Genomic DNA, 20,423 nt, shown 5'->3' with positions numbered 1-20,423 from the left:
TTTGATGTCCAAAATTTTGTTTCGTTCACTAACAAAGTTAGCTAATAAAAACTATATTGATTACGTTTTGCTTGTTCAGTTTTCAAGGTTCATTTCGTTGCGTTTTGTTTTCAGCAACTTTTATATAATAACATTTTTCGATATTCTTTGTCAACAACTTTTTTAAGATGTTTTTCTCTTTTTCAGAAGCGACAACTTTCTTATCTTACCACTCTAAGATGTTGGTGTCAACACTTTTTTTGTGATGTTATTTATAGTTGGTAGTACTTAATGTTGAGTCGTCTTAGCGACAATTAATAATTTATCACGATTCTACAATCTCTGCAAGTGTTTTTCTACAAAAAATATTAATTTTTTAAAAAAGCTTCATTAGTAATCTATTAACAGTATCATTGTTTTTTAAGTTTATACGAGAACCTTCCTATATATAAGTATTTGTATATTTGTAATCTACTTACACATTGGAGCATGTGTTTACCACATATGTTAATAAGGACATCAACACAATATATAAAAGATATTTACGTAAAATAAAAAAGCATCGAGGAGATGTTCATATCTAGTTATTCATAATATATTTTAAATAACTTTTTTCGTTCAGATTACTTCCTCATCTTTTCTAAAACTGGTTCGTAAAAAAATCTCGCCATCACTTAGCTATTCCCATACCATTTTCGATTTCTCTTCTACTGAAATAGCCATTCATTCTTTTGTATCATTTTACTTTTTTCAAACATAGCTGTTTGCTGTTTGCTGTCCACTGTGGCATAACGAAAGCCACAGCGTACAGCAGCATATACTCAGATCACCAATGTCTAATGTCTGATATTCAGCAAAACATAAAATTTAAAACGGAAAGAAGAATGGAACCGCTAGCATCATTACAATAAACATAACAACTTGTAACGGTACGCCAATCTTTACAAAATCCATAAATTTATAGCCGCCCGCTGTCATAACAAGTGCGTTGGTCGGGGAGGCAATTGGCGTGGCAAACGCCATACTTGCCGCTACAGCTACACCAATCATAAATGTTGTAGGATTAGCATTCATTGCAATCGCTGCATTCATTGCAATTGGCGCAAACAAAACAGCAGTTGCTGTATTACTAATAAATTGGCCAAAAATTACAGTTAATATATATATCCCTACTAGCACCCCATAAGGACCGTAGCTACCGAGAGCATCAATAATACCATCTGATAAAATAACCATTCCACCTGTTTTCTCTAGTGCGGTTGCCATTGGAAGCATCGCTGCAACGAGCACAATACTTTCAAAATTCATATTACTATACGCATCTTCCATATTTCGCAAACAGCCCGTTATAATCATCAAAACCGCTCCTACCATAACGGAAATCACAGCCGGAAAAACTTCAAATGCCATTAATCCAATCATCAACAACATAATGACGCCCGCTATACCAGCCTTACCAGTAGCTGCCGCAACACTCGCATGTTCCTTCGGCTGACCAACTACAACAACATCCTGCGTCTCTCTAGCAAGCACTAATATTTCATCCCATGCACCTTGCACTAAAATGGCATCCCCAAATTTCAACTTATGCTTAACCATATCCTGTAGCTTATAGCCACCTCTATGGTTAATACCAATAATATTGAGATTGTACTTTTCGCGGAATCCAAGTGAACTTACTGTTTCATTAATAAAACTAGAATTGGGTGTTAAGAGCACCTCCGCTATACCAAGGTGCTTTGTTACTAATTCATCTGCCTCATTCTCTGTTAATTCTTGCATCACTAAGCCATAATCTGCAGCCAAGAAAGCAATATCCTCTTCCTCGCCTTGTACATAGAGTTCATCTAAGGCATGTATAACACTTGTTGGCCCCGCCATTTCTTGATAAGTCATAGGGAGTAAATTGATACCATCCTGTGATTTACGTTGAATTTTCATCATACAGAGCGCGTATTTTGCAGGAAGCTTTAATTCTGCTAGAGATATGCCGATAATCGTAGAATCTTCAGGCACAAACATTTTAAACAGTCGATTGTTTAAATCATATTGTTTAACAATTTTCTTTGGTGAGAGCTTGTACCCAGTAGATGTTTGTGTTCTATTTTTATCATGTGGCAACAATATATTGCGCACGAGCACCAAATATAAAATCCCTGCAATCATCCCAACAATGCCAATGGGTGTTACCTCAAAAAAACCTAGCTTCTGATAGCCACGATCGACTAAAAGCTGACTGACAATTAAATTTGGTGGAGATGCAATTAACGTCATTAACCCCGATAGACTAGCTACATAAGAAAGTGGTAGCAAAAACTTTGAAGGACTTTCTTTCATACTAATTGCAATACTAACAACAATAGGCATCATTAAGGCGACTGTCCCCGTATTACTCATAAAGGCACCTACAGAGCCTACAATAATGAGCAATAATACAAATAGCTTTAACTCACTATTACCCGACCATTTCATTAATAATTGTCCAGCCATTGCCGCAAGCCCTGTCCGCAGTATACCTGCGCCAACAACAAAAAGTCCCGCGATCATAAGAACAACTGAATTTGAAAAGCCTGCTAAAGCTTCCGCAGGTGTTAAAATATCAGCGATAACAAATGCGAGCAGTGACACGATAGCAACAAAATCAGCGCGCACTCGATTCGTCATAAATGCAAAAATCGTCATTCCTAAAATAAGAAATGTTAATGTAAGCTGCACGTTAAACATTCCCTTCTATCTATAGTAACAACTATATTCTATACGAAAAAAAGCATAAATAACGGATCTCTCCCTATTTATGCTTTTTCTGTAATATTTAATTTGTAAATAAATGCACAATTACATATGTTTGCTACTATAAAAGAATGCCATCACTTACTACGACTTGCCCTTTTTTAATAACCGTATGCGTATGATTCATACCATAAAAATATTGTAGTTGCTTGTAATTAGCAACGTCCAATATGATGACGTCAGCTTGCTTCCCCACTTCTAGTGTACCAATTTCATGACCTCTGTTAAGTGCATAAGCAGCATTAATCGTCGTAGCAGTTAACACTTCCTCTAGTGTCAAACCCATATGCATACAAGCTAGATTCATAATAAATGGCAAACTCATTGTCGGAGATGAGCCTGGATTAAAGTCTGTTGATATAGCTACAGGTACCCCTTCATCAATCATCAAACGCCCTCTCGCAAATGGAGCGCGTAAGAAGAAGGCAGTTCCAGGTAGCAATACCGCAATCGTACCAGCTGTAGCCATATTTCGAATTCCTTCATCAGAGGCTACTAACAAATGCTCTGCAGAGATGGCTCCCACTTCAGCAGCTAACTCCGCTCCATTATAAGGCTCTATTTCATCAGCATGTATTTTCGGTGTCAACCCAAGCGCTTTGCCAGCTTCTAAAATACGTCGGGATTGCGCTGGAGTAAATACCCCTTTTTCACAAAATACATCGTTAAATTCTGCGAGCTTTAGTTCTGCTACTTTTGGCAACATATTATGAATAACAACATCGACAAATTCATCTTCACGACCTTTAAAATCGCGCGGCACTGCATGTGCGCCCATAAAAGTACTGATAACGTCTACAGCATGTGTGTCTTGTAGCTTTTTCGCTACTTCCAATTGTTTCTTTTCCGTTTCCCAATCCAAACCGTAGCCCGATTTTGCCTCAACGGTTGTAACACCATGCTTTAAAAATACATCTAAATGGTGCATCGTCTTTTCATATAACGCTTCAAAACTTGTTTCTCGTGTTCGCTTTGTCGTAGCATGAATGCCGCCACCAGCATTCATAATTTCCATATAAGTGGAACCGTTAAGTCGCATATTAAATTCCTGTTCACGTGTACCACCATGTACTAAATGCGTATGACAATCCACCAAACCTGGCATCACAATCTTCCCAGTGGCATCAATAACATCGGCTGTCTCTACTAAATGTGGGAAATCTATAGCTAACTGCTCATAAGCCCCAACAGCGACTATACGATTTTCTTGTAACAGCACACTGCCATTTTCTATTATTGCAATCTCTCGCATTTGTTCTTTTATTCGAGGACCTTGTACTGTGTTTTTTAACGTAATGACCTCATTCGCATTTTTAATCAAAATGGTCATTTCACATCATCCTTTAACATCGGCATGCGGACACCTTTGTTTTTTGCCGTATTAATAGCAATTTCATAGCCTGCATCAGCATGGCGCACAATGCCCATTCCTGGGTCGGAAATCAACACGCGCGCAATTTTCTCAGCTGCTAGCGTTGAGCCATCCGCTACTAACACCTGACCTGCGTGCTGAGAATAACCCATTCCTACGCCACCGCCATGGTGAACACTTACCCAGCTCGCTCCACTTGCCGTATTGACTAGTGCATTTAAAATCGGCCAATCTGACACAGCATCTGACCCATCAAGCATTCCTTCCGTTTCACGATTAGGCGATGCCACAGAGCCAGAATCTAAGTGGTCGCGACCAAAAACAATCGGTGCAGATAACTCACCATTCGCTACCATTTCATTGACCTTCAAAGCAAAGCGATGACGATCACCATAGCCTAACCAGCAAATACGTGCAGGTAACCCTTGCCATTTCACCATTTTTTGCGCCATATCAATCCAATTGACAAGCCCTTCATCTTCCGCAAACATTTCTTTTGCTAAAGCATCTGTTTTATAAATATCTTCTGGGTTCCCAGAAAGGGCTGCCCAACGGAATGGCCCCTTACCCTCACAGAACAAAGGACGAATATATGCTGGCACAAAGCCTGGGAAGTCGAAGGCATTCGTGACACCCATCTCTTTCGCATAAGCACGAATGTTATTACCATAATCAAATACTTCCGCACCAGCCTCTTGAAATTCAAGCATTGTACGAACATGCTCTGCCATCGTTTCTTTTGCCTTTTGTTCATATGTTTTAACATCATTTTTACGTAATTCTAGCGCTTCTTCAAAGGTCATCCCATTCGGCACATAACCATTAATCGGGTCATGTGCAGATGTTTGGTCTGTCACAAAATCCGGAATAATCCCTCGATTCAGTAGCTCCCGATTAATATCCGCGCAGTTGCCTACAAGACCAATAGACGCAGGCTCCTGCTGATTACGTAATTTATTGACTAACGCAATTGCCTCATCTACTGTCTCAACAAGATAATCACAGTAACCCTCTTTTATCTTACGTTCAATGCGCGCACGTTCCACCTCAACGACTAAAATGACTGCACCAGCCATTTTCCCCGCTAAAGGCTGTGCACCACTCATGCCACCCATACCACCAGTAAGGATGAATTTACCGCGTAAATCAGCAGTACCAAACACTTTTTTCCCAGCCTCTACAAACGATAAATATGTTCCTTGTAAAATCCCTTGAGCACCAATATAAATCCAGCTACCAGCTGTCATTTGACCATACATCATTAAATCACGGTCTTCTAGCTCGTAGAAATGCTCCCAATTCGACCATGCAGGCACTAAGTTTGAATTGGCTATTAAGACGCGCGGTGCATGTTCATGTGTACGAAAGACAGCTACTGGCTTTCCTGATTGAATAAGAAGTGTTTCATCATTCTCTAATTCTTTTAAAGAGGCTATGATTTGTTCGTAGCTTTGCCAGTTACGTGCCGCTTTACCTATACCTCCATAGACGATGAGCTCATCAGGGTTTTCCGCAACTTCAGGATCCAGATTATTCATCAGCATGCGCATTGCCGCCTCTTGTGTCCATCCTTTACAAGAGAGCGCTGTTCCCCTTGGTGCACGAATCGTTGTTGGTGTTTTCATACTGCCATCCCCTTTGCTTTTATTTTGCTAACACTACTAAATCATCACTTGCCAATAAGTACTTTGCTAATGCTTCAATTTCATCGCCGGTAGGTTGATCTGCTAATAATGGTGGACAGAATTCACGTACTTTTTCTAAATACGTTCTTGTTGTCGGAGATAATTGCTCTTCTGCCTTATCTAAATGAATAGCTTGCGAAGCACAAATCATTTCTATCGCAATCACCCGTGCAGCATTGTGTACAATTTGTCGCACTTGTCTAGCGGATGTTGTTCCCATGCTGACATGGTCTTCTTGATTCCCTGATGTGGGAATAGAATCCACGCTTGAAGGATGTGCCAGCACCTTATTTTCAGATACAATCGATGCAGCCGTATATTGTGCAATCATAAGCCCACATTCAATACCAGGATTTGTTGCTAAAAATGGTGGTAAACCATCATTAAGCTGAGGATTAACCATACGCTCTGTGCGTCGTTCCGAAATATTAGCCCATTCACTAACACCAACTTTTAAAAAGTCCATCGCTAACGCTATTGGCTGGCCATGGAAATGACCTCCCGAAACAACTTCTCCATTTTCTAAAACAATAGGATTGTCCGTCGTAGCATTCATTTCAGTTTGCACACGTTGCTCGGCATAGAAAAATGACTGCCAAGAAGCACCATGTACTTGTGGAATACACCGAAGCGAATACGCATCCTGCATCCGAACTTCTCCTTGCTTCGTCACACGTTTACTACCATCAAGCCATTTGCGAATACGCCCACCTACAAGCTCTAATTCCGGATGTGGTCTTACAGCTAAAAGTGCAGGATCAAATGCATTGGTAATACCTTTTAACGCCTCTAACGACAGACTCGCTGCCATATCTGCGGCAAGCCCAATACGCTCTGCTTCATTCAAAGTCAAAGCACCGATTCCTGTCATTGCTTGCGTACCGTTGACAAGTGCCAAACCTTCCTTCGCTTGTAGTCTTACAGCTGATAAGCCTGCTCGTTGTAACGCGACACCACCCGCCATTAGCTCCCCGTTGAACTCAGCTTTCCCTTCACCTACAAGCACTAATGCTAAATGTGATAACGGTGCTAAATCCCCACTTGCTCCAACCGAACCCTGAGATGGAACGATTGGATGTACACCTTTATTGATGCAGTCTAGTAATAGTTGCAATGTTTCTTGGCGAATACCTGAAAAACCACGTGCTAATGCATTCGCACGTAAAATCATCATTGCACGCACAACCTCAGTTGGAAGTGGCTCTCCAACACCTGTTGCATCCGAGCGCAATAAATTTAACTGTAATAACTCAATATCTGATTCTTCAATTTGTATATTACTTAGTTTGCCAAACCCTGTATTAACGCCATAGATTACATGCCCTTCAGCTAAACGTTTTTCAATTCGTTCCCTACTTAATTGAACACGTTTCGTACTTTCAGCACACAGTGCAACCGTAGCCTGACCTTTCACGATTTCCTCAACTTGTTGTCTCGTTAACGTATTGCCATCAAGTTCGATGATTTTTTGCATACGATATCCCCCTATTCTTAACAGCATATGTAAATTAAAGAGTAAAAAAAATAGAATTTCTCTATATCCATTGTACAAACTACCTTTTTCAGAAAATATAGAATTTTAAAAGAGAAAATAGGAATTATTACAGATTTTTATGTTATTTTTATTAATATAATCGTAATAATTTACGAAACTAGAATATTTTAAGAAAGGCTGATTCCATGCGACTGTTATTAATTGATCGAGATCTTACCGAACTGTCAGGCATACGATGGTTTTTACATACATACTTTCCTGGAGATTTATCAATTGAGATGTGTACTACTATTTCCGAGGCAACAAAGAGCATCCAACAATTTGCGCCAGAGGTCATTTTATTAAATATTGATTTGCTGCCTAATAATCGTTTAACAGCTCTTTATGGTCTTTTACAAAAGCATCCTGGCAAAATACTTGCGATAACGACAGAGCCATTATTTAAAAACGCATTAAAAGCAATAGATTTACAGGTAGCGCATCTTTTTGTAAAACCAATTGATTTAGAAGTGTTGAAGCAGAAGTTGACTGCTATTTCTCTTCATACACCTCAAGTACAAAAAGCGAGTCCTGATGCTAAAGATGAATCTTTTTACTATCAATTATTTTTAGAAAGCACAACAAGCCCATTAACAACAAATATCCAGTTCACGATGATTGAACCTGAGCATTCAGAAACATTAAATAAATTGTACATATGGCTCCAACAAACACCTATTTTTTATCAAATGAGTATTTATCCATTATCAGATACAATTATCTGCTTGTTTCAAACAAGCGATTTAAAAATTATTGAAAAGGATATTCGTACATTACTAAAAGAATGGCAAATGACTAATAACGGTGCTCTAAATATAGGGATTTATGATGGTAAGCCAACAACTTTAAAAGAAATGTATGCTTTAACAAAACGTGCTCTTCTTCAAAGTTTTTACGAAGGCTTTGGCCATATTTTTTATGCAACTAAACAATATCAAACACAACCACTAGATCCTTTACTCACACCCGAGGAACAACAGCTACTTATTAAGAGTTTAGAGGAAGGTAATATCGAGGCAGTAAAAGCATTTTTATATCGATTATCAAATGGAAGTATTTATTACGAACAAGATGACTTACGTATTCATCTAACAAGTGTATTAGCACAAATTCGCCGCTTTATGTTGAAATATAAACTTCATGAGAAAGCTGCTATTGAACAAAACTATCGTCAGCTATTTCATTTAATTATTGAACACCCGATATTCTATACAATTCTCAATGGCATTATTTTATTCACACAAAGACTTATTGAATTGGCAAGAGAGGCTCGAATGGAGAAAAAAGCAGACTATGTAGAATTAGCTTTAGATATAATCGACCATCAATACCACAACAGCGAATTATCCTTACCTTTTATCGCTCAAAAGCTAGGTATTAGTCCCAACTATTTAAGTACTATATTTGCAAAGAAGCAAGGCCAGCCATTTAAACGCTATTTACAACAGGTTCGAATTCAAAATTCGACTAAAATGCTTATTGAAACGGATTTTGCAATTAGTGAAATTGCACTTTTAAATGGCTTTGACGATCCGAATTATTTTAGTAAATTATTTAAACAGCTAATAGGGACTACACCTAATCGCTATCGCAAAGGTTGGAAGACCTAATGAGAGTGCATTATATATTGATTTTCAATTAGACCGTTCTATTTTCAATATAAATAGTAAAAGAAAAGAAATTACTATACTTCCCACAGCTTAATACTTATATAATAGTAAATCTCGAATTCCTTCAAAATGACTTAAAACACTATATAAATAGTGAAAACACTCTAAAAAACTATGTATATTTTTAGAAAAACACGCATATATTTATACTTTGTATCTTGCGAGATAAATTCTTTAACAATAATTATTATAATGTACTAGAAATTCTATTTTATATTTGTTATAGTTATTTACGAGGAGTTTGACTCACAATATTTTTCAGGAGGTAAACTAATATGACAAACGCAAATGATCGTAGCCGTCGTTTTACAACAGCAGGTGGTGCTCCAGTAGTAAGCAACCACGACTCTATGTCAGCAGGTCCTCGTGGTCCTCTTTTACTTCAAGATGTATGGTTAGTTGAAAAATTAGCAAACTTCAACCGTGAAGTTATACCTGAACGTCGTATGCACGCAAAGGGTTCTGGAGCATTCGGCACATTTACTGTTACGCATGATATTTCTCAATATACGAAAGCAAAAATCTTCTCTGAAATTGGGAAGCAAACGCCAATGTTCGCTCGTTTCTCAACTGTAGCAGGGGAACGCGGGGCTGCAGATGCAGAGCGCGATATTCGTGGTTTTGCACTTAAATTCTATACTGAAGAAGGTAACTGGGACTTAGTTGGTAACAACACACCTGTATTCTTCTTCCGTGATCCGTTACACTTCACAGATTTAAACCATGTAGTTAAGCGTGACCCACGTACAAATATGAAAAACGCAAATTCTAACTGGGATTTCTGGACTTTATTACCTGAAGCGTTACACCAAATTACAATTGTTATGTCTGACCGTGGTATTCCAACAGGTTACCGCAATATGCATGGTTTCGGTTCTCACACATATAGCTTTATCAATGCTCAAAACGAGCGTGTATGGGTGAAATTCCACTTCCGCACAGAACAGGGCATTAAAAACCTAACTGGTGCCGAAGCAGCTGAAATTATTGGTAAAGACCGTGAATCATCACAACGTGACTTGTACGAAGCAATTGAAAAAGGCGATTTCCCTAAATGGAAAATGTACATTCAAGTTATGACAGAACAACAAGCTCGTGAATTACCTTATAACCCATTCGATTTAACAAAAGTTTGGTATAAAAAAGATTTCCCACTAATTCCAGTTGGTGAATTCGAGTTAAATAAAAACCCTGATAACTACTTTGCAGAAGTAGAACAATCATCGTTTGCACCATCTAACATTGTGCCTGGTATCAGCTACTCTCCAGACAAAATGTTACAAGCACGTATTTTTGCTTACGCAGATGCAGCTCGCTATCGCTTAGGCGTAAACCACCACATGCTACCTGTAAACGCACCAAAATGCCCATTCCGTTCATTCCACCGCGATGGCGCTATGCGTTTTGACGGTAACCTTGGTTCTACTTTAAGTTATGAACCAAACAGCTATGGTGAATGGGAGCACAATTTAGACTATAAAGAGCCACCATTACGTATTGATGGTCATGCTGATATCCACGACTTCCGTGAAGATGACAATAACTACTTCGAGCAACCAGGTAAATTATTCCGTCTTTTATCTGCGGAAGAGCAACAGCGTTTATTCGAAAATACAGCAAACGATATGGCTACTGTTGAAGAATTCATTAAACGTCGTCACATCCTACACTGCTACCTAGCTGATCCTGCATATGGTGAAGGTGTAGCAAAAGCGATGGGTCTTTCATTAGATGGAATGAATCTTTCAAACCCATATGTAAAACAAGAAGTAAAACAAGTAGCAAACATTTAATATTCCACTTTATTGATATCCAATATTGCTTGCCGTCACTGGCAGGTAGACAAAAGGTAGCGAGAATCAACTTCTCGATGCCTTTTGTCATTTTTCTCCGTTTAATTGCTCGTCCCTTTGAGTTTTCCCAATAAGCTTTATAACAAGCAGCTATAATGGAAGACTATCTTACATATTTTAATCTTCCTTCGTTCTAAAGCTTTCTCATCTGTCACAAAATCAGATACTGTAATATTCCGTTTACTATTCAGTTGATTGGAGCCAAGTGCCACCACTCGTTCGGGAAGGTATGTCCCCCACTCACTGACAATGTAACACAGTGGAGTTCAACGATTAAATTCACCTATAGTTATTGTCCTTTTTGATTCGTAAATCTCCCATTGTCATATAGGTGTTTTTAACAACATTTATATCTATCGAAAAATTCCACAACCTCGTATTATTTTCATACTCTAAATAACGAAAAGATATCCTGACATTGTTGCGTACTGATACCACAAAACTGGAATGGAGGAAAAGAACGATGTCTATCAGAAAAAAACTATATCTCGGATTTGGCACCATTATTCTTTTACTACTAATTAGCTCCTCAATATCCTACTATCAACTAAATCACATTGATAAATTGAATAATGACTTATTCGAAAACCATGTTTATAAGCTTATTCAAGTTGATAAAATACTCAACGCCTCCGCATTGCAAGGAAGCGAGCTTCGTTCATATATAATTGAACAAAAGGAGATAACAATAAAAAGACTCGAGGAACAAAAACAGATTATCCAATCCAAAGTAGAAGAGTTAGACAAACTATTTCAAAACAACAAAACAACAAAACAACAAATGCAAAATATTAAAACAAACCAAGCCATTTTTGAAAAAGCAGCTCAAGAGGTTATCGATACATATAATCCAGACGATTTACAATCTGCTATCGCCATTCTTAGAACAAAGGCGCGGCCTGCAAGTGAAGCAATTCAACAAGCAGCTCAAGAAATTGCCATTTATGAAGAGAAACAAATACAGCTAGCACTTGCTAAATCATCAAGAGCAGAAGATCTAAGCTCAAATATCATCCTAATCCTCGCTGCTATTTCTATAATTCTTTCCTTTATAATTTCGTTCATTATGACCAGAGCTATTACAATTCCCGTTAATAAACTAGCCACAGCAGCAAGTGTAATTGCTAGCGGAGATTTACGACAGGAAAATGTAGAAGTAAAAACAAAAGATGAAATTCGAAATTTGGCTGATTCATTTAATGTCATGAAAACTAATTTGCGCTCACTTATTGAAAATGTCGCAAAAAATATTGAGTACACTACTTCTAGCTCTGAAGAATTATCGGCAAGTACAGAGGAAGTTTCTCTTACTTCTAGCGATATTGCAAAACGCATAGAAATTATGGCTGAGGACGGTAAGCAAGCTGTCGTTACTGGACAGGATACCTCTACCGCTATGGACGAAACAGCTCGTGGTGTCCAACGCATCGCTGAAGCAACACAAATGCTACATTCAAAGGCGGTTGATACACAAACTGTTGCAGATAATGGTGAGAAAATGTTGCAAACGACTGAAAATCAGATGATGGTCATTCAGCAATCATCAGATAAGACAAACGAACTCATTAAACAGTTAAGTACACAATCGGCTGAAATTGAAAATATTACGAAAGTTATTACCGATATTACTGATCAAACCAACCTACTTGCGCTTAATGCAGCCATCGAAGCCGCACGTGCAGGCGAACACGGACAAGGCTTTGCAGTCGTTGCCGATGAGGTACGTCAGCTAGCTGAAGAGTCAAAAATATCCGCCAATCAAATTATCAATTTAACTACAAATATTCAGCAAAACACTAGGGAAGTAGAAAAAGCTGTGAGCGTCACAGTGCAAAAAGTTGATGAAGGCGTTACATACATTCATAGTGCACAATCTGCTTTTAATAAAATAATGGACGCAATTGAACATATGGCATCTGAAATTGAAGACGTTTCAGCTTCCACACAGCAAATTTCTGCCGCTACTGAAGAGGTCGCTGCATCGGTCAATGAAATGTCATCTGTGGCAAAAAATGCGGCACAACAATCCGAATTAATAGCTGCGGCGATTGAAGAGCAAACATCAATCATTCAAGATGTTAACGCTGTTGCAAAATCATTAAGCGATGAGGCAACCACCCTTCAAGAAGAGATAAATAAATTTAAAGTCTAATAGCCAGCAAAAAAATAAAAAGTGTTAGATTGACTGCAATCAATCTAACACTTTTTGCTGTGAACATCGTTGTTCGCCACAGTGGCTGTCTCCGCTCTTCCTACTGTAAGCTGCAACTCTCTTGTGAGCGGTTTGTTGCGTCTTACGTTCTGTGCAGTCACCGCATCCAGTACCGTCAACTATTGCATTCTTGTTCCATTTTCATTACTTAAGTGAAAACTTACTTAAAGGCCTCTGTTCTTTATCATTGATACAGTCTGCTACCAGCATCTTTAAACTCTTTTGCCTTTTCCTGCATCCCTTGATGGATAGCTTCTGTCGTATTTAAATCGTTTTCTTTAGCATAGTTACGAATATCTTGAGAAATTCTCATACTGCAAAACTTAGGACCACACATCGAGCAAAAATGTGCCGTTTTCGCTCCTTCTGCAGGTAATGTTTCATCGTGGTATTCTACAGCTCGTTCTGGATCTAACGATAAATTAAATTGATCTCGCCAACGAAACTCAAAGCGAGCCTTCGAAAGAGCGTCATCTCGCTGCTGTGCACCAGGATGACCTTTAGCTAAATCCGCTGCATGTGCTGCAATTTTATATGTGATAACACCTACACGAACATCTTCTCGATTTGGTAACCCTAAATGTTCCTTCGGTGTTACATAGCACAGCATGGCTGTTCCAAACCAACCAATCATTGCAGCGCCAATAGCAGATGTAATATGATCATAGCCAGGTGCAATATCCGTTGTTAGAGGACCCAATGTATAAAATGGTGCTTCTTTACAAACTTCTAATTGCTTGTCCATATTTTCCTTAATAAGATGCATTGGCACGTGCCCAGGTCCCTCTACCATCACTTGTACATCATGCTTCCAGGCAATTTGCGTTAACTCCCCTAGTGTTTCAAGCTCTGCGAACTGTGCCTCGTCATTGGCATCGGCAATTGAACCAGGACGTAAACCATCCCCTAACGAAAAGGCAACATCATACGTTTTCATAATTTCGCAAATTTCTTCAAAATGAGTATATAAGAAATTTTCTTGGTGATGGAATAGACACCACTGTGCCATAATTGAGCCTCCACGCGATACAATGCCCGTTACACGATTAGCCGTAAGTGGTACATATCGCAGCAACACGCCTGCATGAATCGTGAAGTAGTCAACCCCTTGCTCGGCTTGCTCGATTAGCGTGTCACGATACACCTCCCACGTTAAATCCTCAGCAACGCCATTTACCTTTTCAAGTGCCTGATAAATTGGTACTGTTCCAACAGGCACAGCAGCATTACGAATAATCCATTCGCGGGTTGTATGAATGTGCTTACCAGTAGATAAATCCATAATATTATCAGCACCCCATCGTGTTGCCCATGTCATTTTTTCAACTTCCTCTGCGATGGATGAAGTTACAGCTGAATTTCCAATATTGGCGTTAATTTTTACATGGAAGTTACGGCCGATAATCATCGGTTCCGCCTCCGGATGATTTATATTAGATGGCATTATAGCTCGCCCCTCAGCAATTTCTGCACGTACAAATTCTGGTTTTAAATTTTCACGAATCGCTACAAATTCCATTTCTGGAGTAATAATTCCTTGTCTTGCATAGTGCAGCTGTGTCACATTACGGCCTTTTTTCGCACGTAAAGGTTTGCGAGAAAGCTTTGGAAAAACATTTTCCTTTATGCGCGGGTCATCCACATTACGAAACCCATTATCCTCTGGCTTAATGGTGCGCCCCTCATATTCCTCTACATCGCCCCGTTCTTTCATCCACGCACTACGCAAAGCTGGTAAACCCTTTGTAATATCGACTTTGTAAGTTGGATCCGTATAAGGTCCACTCGTATCATAAACTCGTACAGGCGCATTATTCTCTTCACCAAAGCTACCCGTTGTGGGGCTTAGCTTAATTTCACGCATTGGCACTAATATATCTGGGCGTGATCCTTCTACATATACTTTTTTACTTCCGTCAAAGCTTGTCATAATGTTCATGTTTTTTTCGCTAACTGTTGTCATTTACTATTCCGCTCCCTTTTACGTAAATTATTAAAAGGACCGAATCTAGCCCACTCCAACAAGTAGCATTACAAATAAAAAGCCGAATCCAAAAAAATATTGGATCCGGCTGTACATGTAAGGTTACATTTATCGCAAAGTTCAAGGAGTGCGAAGTTCATTAACTTTCCCACGCTGGTATGAGCCAGATCAGGTCCAAAGGGTCAAGAAACCTCAATGCGTTTCCCTCTCAGCCCGACTCATCAGACTCCCCTAGTTAAGCTATTCAGTTTGATGCTAGTGTAACAGATATTCCTAATAGATGGAAGTCATTAAGTAAATAGAATTTCTGCCATATAAATTACGATTGTTACTGTAATACAGCTAACAATTGTTGAAAAAAGCACTGTTTGTGCAGCCGTTTCTGACCCTAAATCATATTCTAGGGCTAGACTCGAGCTATTACGTGAAGTGGGAAATGCACTCGCAATAAAGAGCGATTGGGCCACAACGCCATCTAAGCCGAGGACAAAAATTATTAGCAATGCAACAGCTGGACCTACTACAAGTCGTGTAAAACAGCTGACAAACACAGTTCTATTGAACATTGATTTAATTTCAAGCTGAGATAGTTGCGCACCGAGCGTAATAAGAGCAACAGCGATAAACCCGTCAGCAACATGGTCAATTGGAATACGGATAAATTGAGGAATGCCAATATTAAAGAAATTCATTGCCACACCTATAATGAGCGCATGAATAATCGGCATTTTCAGGAAGTCCTTCACAATGGCCATACCTGATTTAGTTGAAGAAATTAAATTATATAAACCATATGTATAGGTCGTTACATTTTGAAAAATAACGAGAATAACTTGAATGGCCACCCCAATTGGTTGTGTCACAAAAATCATTTGAGCCACCGGAATACCATAGTTGCCAGAGTTAATGAGTACAACACTATTTTTAAATACTGCTGCCTCTGTTTTCTTTAAGCCTAGCCCCTTCGCTATAAAATGACTAAGCACCATTTGACTCCCAATAAAGAGCACAATAAATAATGCCACTTCACCAAGCACCGATAGTTCCACACTCGTTTCATATAAATTTACAAACACAGCTGCTGGCATAAAACAATATGTAATAAGCTGGGATAGGGCTTTTAAATTAAATTGAAATTTCCTCTGTAAAAACGCCCCAAGTACAAGCAACACCAAAATAGGCGCAACAATTTTAAAGAAAATCATACCGAGATACATCATGGAGGCGCCCCCCTTTCATCTTTCTATAGTAAAACTGTTCCCAAACTGGGTCAATGCCCTTCTCTGCTCTACCGTTTACATAAAAAGAGACTGTCCTTTTCCAAGGACAGTCTCAACGTGTCTACAAAAGGCATCAAGAAGTTTTACCAGCGATTTCTCAAAGGTTATCGGCGATTTCCGAGGGTTTACTGGCGATTCAGCCTGGTTTATCGGCGATTCTTCCAAGTTTTATGGCGATTCCTGAAATCTACGACAATATAATTAGCCTTAAAATGCACCAGCTTAATTATGCAAGTTTAAATCGATTCACGACTTCTTGTAGCTCTTTAGAAATTTGGTTCATATTATTAATTGATTCTGCAACCTTTTGCATTTCTGCCTGTTGATCCACAGCAGATGCACTTACTTGTTCAGCAGAAGCTGCAGTTTCCTCTGAAACGGCAGAAATACTTTGAATCGCTGTAACTGCCTGATCTTTTTGCTCTAACATTTGTGAAAGATTTGACAATAGGTCATTAATTGCCGTTGCAATAGAATGAGAAAGCTCATTATTATTTTTAAAAGCTTGCTCTGTATTTTGCACTGATTCATTTTGAGCTTGCATCAAATCTGCATTTGAAGCAATAACAGACACTGTTTGCTTCGCGTCTTCTAGAATGCTAGTCACTGTTTTCTTAATAACTTCTGTTTCGTTTTTAGACTGTTCCGCTAGTTTACGAACTTCTTCCGCTACTACTGCAAAGCCTTTCCCATGCTCTCCTGCACGAGCAGCCTCAATACTTGCATTTAACGCTAGTAGGTTGGTTTGCTCCGTTACTCCTTGAATGGATACAATAATTTGGTTGATATTTCTGATGTTGCTAGATAAAGATTCCATCTGACTTTGAATGCGGACATTCATTTCATTTGTTTCTGCATTTCGATCACGTAAGCTTTCAACTTCTTTCATGCCCTGCTCTGTAGAAGCTTTTGTTTTCATCGACAGCTCATCCATTTGCTTGGAAAGCATTGTAATGGTGTCAATTTGATCGGATAAATCAATCATTCGATAATTTGTTTCTTCAGTATCCTCCGATTGTTTCGAAGCACCTTGCGCAATTTCATTGATAGCTACAGATACTTCCTGATTAGAAGCGACAATTTCATTAAATGCTTCATTGACATCATCTGATGATTGATTAAGTAATGTTGATGAATTTAATACCGTATGTATGGCATCATTCGTTTTGTCCAGCATATTATTATAGGCTACTGCAACAGCACCAATTTCATCTGATTTTATAAATTTTTCATCTATTTTTTTAGTTAAATCGCCTTCTGCCGCAGTTTCAATAGAGGCACGTAAAACTTTCAATGGCTTTAACTGTTTAAAGATAAACATCGCACTGGCAGCAGCCATTAAAACTATCATAATTATTGCAGCTACAATCGTTACGATAAGAACCTTATTATACGTTTCTAATATTTTGGATTTAGGTAAAACTAACTGCACTGACCATACTTCGTCAATGTTTTCTAACATCATTGGAGCAAAAGCGTTAAATGACTCTTCTCCAAGCTGCTTAGAGTCTACATACAGACTATCTAGATCCCCTTTGTCCATGGATTGTTTAACACTTGTCCAATCAATAGCATCCTGCATATTTGTCCCGTCTAGCTTTTCGTTAATGCTATTAACTGTTAACATACCTTGATTTGTAATAATTCCTGCATAACCACCATCAGGAGTAATGGATTCAGCTAATCCCTTTAAAAAATCAACAGATAAATCTGCCGTTAATACACCAAAATTTTTACCTGAGGCATTAACTAGCGGTACTGCAATTGTCGTCATCGATATCGTTTTACCATTCACAGTATAATCATACGGCTCTGTTAGCACAGCACGACCTTCTTCTGTTGGTATACGATACCAGTCAGCAGCATCCGTTTTGTCAATTCCCTCTATAGCATTAGCAGAAGTATTGTTCCCATCTTTACTTAAATAAGGTATGAAGCGATTTTTTTGATCTATTAATGCATTGTCGATAGTTGGGCCAACTTTTACAGCACCATTTTCAAGAACGGCACCTACACCAAGTAAATCCTCGTTTTTCATTAAATTAGTTTCCAGTATATCCATTACACTTTCTGTTGAGAGCTCGTCATTTTTTTGCATTGCTTCAACTATACGTTTTGTCGTTTGTAATGTATCATTGGCTTTCTTAAACCTTTCACTCATCTTCGCAGCAGATAATTCTGCGTTTTGAAGCGTTGCTTTTTCTGAATCATTGACACTCTGATTATGTAAAATAACACTTGTTACCAATGTATAAGCAATAAATAACACTAAAAATAATCCTAAAATTAAAGAAGAGAGTTTTAAAGCAATACTTTTTGGTTTTTTCATTACAAACACCTCCATTTTTATAAAATAATCATAATGTATGGACCTATGTATCACAACAATAAACACGCTTATTTTACCAAGTCAATTAAAATTTTCTAATAAAATTCATGATTTATAGACATTAAATTGATACACACACCCATTTCTACTAAAATTTGTTATATCTATATTGATTAACTACATTCCAAATGCTTTTATATGAAAGCTTGCTATATCTAATAAAATCACCACTCACTTTATAACGTTAGAAGTTTCGGAAGCCCTTCTATTGGTAGTTAAGATATATTATACTGTAAAAAACGACTGACCTTTTTACCTATTAACCTAAAATATGCATAAAAAATCCTTAAGCTATGATAAAATTAGTATTATTAAAATAGGAGGTTTGCCCGTATGAAACATAAAAAAAGCCTAGCCTTGCTTGCTCTAGTAGCCGTTCCATCGCTTATTTATACAACACCAATAACGTCTGCATCAGCTGCCGATACCTCGACACATGCAAAGACGGCATACATATATAATAATTATTACTACTATAATTCTAACGTGCAGAATGTTATACAGCTTATTTCAAATATTAATGATACATCATTTGCGTTTCAGCCTTACTTAGAGGCTGCAATCAAAGCCTACAATGCATTGACAGAAACTGAAAAACAATACGTAACAAATTATGCGACCCTATCAAATCACCAACAAACAAGAGTAAATTATCGTAGACTAGCCGCTCAAATTGAAGAAAAATTGGCTTCAGTCGATTCTACTTCTGTTAACTATTATCAAAACGTTATTGAAACGAGAGATTGGTACAACACATTAAATGCTGCCCAAAAAACTTTTGTCAGCGCCGAAACACAAAAAATATTGACGTCGTCGATTACACCAAATACTTCTATTGATAAAGTCGTAAATAAAATTCAACTATTAAACTCCTCTCGTCTTAGCTTCCATAAAGATGTGGCTGAAGCACGAGCAGAGTATAATGCATTAAGAAAATTCTCAAACGTTTCTTTGCCTACAGGTATTGAACAGCTTTTACTAGATGCTGAACACGTCGTTACGATGGATAAAGCCGCTGCCAAAGAAGTCGAAAATGCCATTGCAGCTTTATCACCGAAAACATCTACAACGCAAGATGTACAAACAGTAAAAACAGCATTCGAAGCATTAACGCCTGTCCAACAACAGCTTGTGCCAAATGTGTGGATATTAGTAGACTATGTAAAAGGAAAATATAAACTACCAGCTAAGGGCAATACGATCAAAACACCGGAATTATCTGACTCTGCCGCTGTACCAGGTAAAAATACGCTGATGTCGAAAAGTCGAAACACATATAAAGCAAAAATCAATGTTGCTGATTCTGAAAATGACAATGAACGCTTTGTATTAACTACGAAGGCGAATATGGTTGTCATCATTCCACCATTGAATACGCTCGTGAATGAAGATTTTGGCGTAATGGACATCCAGCTTACAAGAAATTTAAACCGTATTACGTTCCAAGCGGTTTTAAATAAAATGCCTGCTAAATTCGAAGCAAATATCGAAATCATTTTAGAAAACATACCAGAGAATGCATCCATCGTTCAAATCAATGAATTTGGGGATCACGAGCCTGTGTCATATACAGTCAATGGCAATCAATATATCATCGAAACACAAACTTCTGGTACGTTTCAAATTGTTAGGAATTAAATAAAATGAATCCCATATCCCTTTCGAGTCACTTCAA

Annotated in this window: 11 protein-coding genes and 1 riboswitch; of the genes, 4 read left to right on the top strand and 7 right to left on the bottom strand. The window is 38.2% G+C overall.

Translation table 11 applies throughout. The features are described from left to right. Window positions 1–846 precede the first annotated feature (846 nt). From ACIP9C_RS20790 to hutH, 4 genes are all read right to left on the bottom strand, one after another. Complete coding sequence (locus ACIP9C_RS20790) at window positions 847–2,703, bottom strand: SLC13 family permease (protein WP_401014036.1); 1,857 nt, start codon at window positions 2,701–2,703, stop codon at window positions 847–849. Window positions 2,704–2,830: 127 nt separating this feature from the next. After that, window positions 2,831–4,099: an imidazolonepropionase gene (gene hutI, locus ACIP9C_RS20785; protein WP_401014033.1), complete on the bottom strand. Its 1,269-nt coding sequence runs from the start codon at window positions 4,097–4,099 to the stop codon at window positions 2,831–2,833. Then, entirely contained in the window at window positions 4,096–5,766 is a 1,671-nt protein-coding gene (hutU, locus tag ACIP9C_RS20780; RefSeq protein ID WP_401014030.1) for a urocanate hydratase, read from the bottom strand. Before hutU ends, hutI begins: the two co-directional genes overlap by 4 nt. Before the next feature lie 19 nt (window positions 5,767–5,785). Further along, window positions 5,786–7,300 carry a histidine ammonia-lyase gene (hutH, locus tag ACIP9C_RS20775; RefSeq protein ID WP_401014028.1) on the bottom strand — a complete coding sequence of 505 codons (1,515 nt, stop codon included), beginning with the start codon at window positions 7,298–7,300 and terminating at the stop codon, window positions 5,786–5,788. Window positions 7,301–7,506: 206 nt separating this feature from the next. On the opposite strand from hutH, the gene ACIP9C_RS20770 reads away from it, so the two are divergent. The 3 genes from ACIP9C_RS20770 to ACIP9C_RS20760 all read left to right on the top strand — a co-directional run bounded on the left by ACIP9C_RS20770 (window position 7,507) and on the right by ACIP9C_RS20760 (window position 13,035). Continuing rightward, the gene (locus ACIP9C_RS20770) at window positions 7,507–8,970 is read left to right on the top strand and encodes a helix-turn-helix domain-containing protein (RefSeq protein ID WP_401014025.1); all 1,464 of its coding nucleotides are present in this window, start codon (window positions 7,507–7,509) and stop codon (window positions 8,968–8,970) included. Window positions 8,971–9,305: 335 nt separating this feature from the next. After that, the gene (locus ACIP9C_RS20765) at window positions 9,306–10,823 is read left to right on the top strand and encodes a catalase (protein ID WP_401014022.1); all 1,518 of its coding nucleotides are present in this window, start codon (window positions 9,306–9,308) and stop codon (window positions 10,821–10,823) included. Between the two features lie 523 nt (window positions 10,824–11,346). After that, window positions 11,347–13,035 carry a methyl-accepting chemotaxis protein gene (locus tag ACIP9C_RS20760; RefSeq protein WP_401014020.1) on the top strand — a complete coding sequence of 563 codons (1,689 nt, stop codon included), beginning with the start codon at window positions 11,347–11,349 and terminating at the stop codon, window positions 13,033–13,035. Window positions 13,036–13,279: 244 nt separating this feature from the next. Here the strand turns inward: ACIP9C_RS20760 and thiC are convergent, their stop codons facing one another. The 3 genes from thiC to ACIP9C_RS20745 form a co-directional block, all read right to left on the bottom strand. After that, window positions 13,280–15,058 (bottom strand): phosphomethylpyrimidine synthase ThiC, encoded by a 1,779-nt coding sequence (gene thiC / locus ACIP9C_RS20755; RefSeq protein WP_401014017.1) that lies wholly within the window; start codon window positions 15,056–15,058, stop codon window positions 13,280–13,282. Window positions 15,059–15,207: 149 nt separating this feature from the next. Next, window positions 15,208–15,322: riboswitch (TPP riboswitch) on the bottom strand. A gap of 47 nt (window positions 15,323–15,369) precedes the next feature. After that, entirely contained in the window at window positions 15,370–16,299 is a 930-nt protein-coding gene (locus ACIP9C_RS20750; protein ID WP_401014015.1) for an AEC family transporter, read from the bottom strand. 286 nt (window positions 16,300–16,585) lie between these two features. Continuing rightward, window positions 16,586–18,688, bottom strand: a complete 2,103-nt coding sequence (locus ACIP9C_RS20745; protein WP_401014012.1) for a methyl-accepting chemotaxis protein — start codon at window positions 18,686–18,688, stop codon at window positions 16,586–16,588. Window positions 18,689–19,081: 393 nt separating this feature from the next. On the opposite strand from ACIP9C_RS20745, the gene ACIP9C_RS20740 reads away from it, so the two are divergent. Beyond that, a complete protein-coding gene (locus ACIP9C_RS20740) occupies window positions 19,082–20,386 on the top strand; it encodes a hypothetical protein (protein ID WP_401014010.1) in 1,305 nt (434 codons plus the stop codon). The last annotated feature ends 37 nt before the right edge of the window (window positions 20,387–20,423 follow it).

Origin of the sequence: Lysinibacillus sp. NPDC093210, assembly GCF_044753985.1 — a bacterium.
Classification (GTDB): Bacteria; Bacillota; Bacilli; order Bacillales_A; family Planococcaceae; genus Lysinibacillus.
This window is presented reverse-complemented; position numbering and strand designations above follow the sequence as displayed.

Excerpts from the sequence above, each read along its gene's own strand:
- ACIP9C_RS20765 (WP_401014022.1), top strand. The coding sequence starts at position 9,306 with ATGACAAACGCAAATGATCGTAGCCGTCGTTTTACAACAGCAGGTGGT.
- ACIP9C_RS20790 (WP_401014036.1), bottom strand. The coding sequence starts at position 2,703 with ATGTTTAACGTGCAGCTTACATTAACATTTCTTATTTTAGGAATGACG.
- thiC (WP_401014017.1), bottom strand. The coding sequence starts at position 15,058 with ATGACAACAGTTAGCGAAAAAAACATGAACATTATGACAAGCTTTGAC.
- hutI (WP_401014033.1), bottom strand. The coding sequence starts at position 4,099 with ATGACCATTTTGATTAAAAATGCGAATGAGGTCATTACGTTAAAAAAC.
- ACIP9C_RS20770 (WP_401014025.1), top strand. The coding sequence starts at position 7,507 with ATGCGACTGTTATTAATTGATCGAGATCTTACCGAACTGTCAGGCATA.
- ACIP9C_RS20760 (WP_401014020.1), top strand. The coding sequence starts at position 11,347 with ATGTCTATCAGAAAAAAACTATATCTCGGATTTGGCACCATTATTCTT.
- ACIP9C_RS20750 (WP_401014015.1), bottom strand. The coding sequence starts at position 16,299 with ATGATGTATCTCGGTATGATTTTCTTTAAAATTGTTGCGCCTATTTTG.
- hutU (WP_401014030.1), bottom strand. The coding sequence starts at position 5,766 with ATGAAAACACCAACAACGATTCGTGCACCAAGGGGAACAGCGCTCTCT.
- ACIP9C_RS20740 (WP_401014010.1), top strand. The coding sequence starts at position 19,082 with ATGAAACATAAAAAAAGCCTAGCCTTGCTTGCTCTAGTAGCCGTTCCA.
- ACIP9C_RS20745 (WP_401014012.1), bottom strand. The coding sequence starts at position 18,688 with ATGAAAAAACCAAAAAGTATTGCTTTAAAACTCTCTTCTTTAATTTTA.
- hutH (WP_401014028.1), bottom strand. The coding sequence starts at position 7,300 with ATGCAAAAAATCATCGAACTTGATGGCAATACGTTAACGAGACAACAA.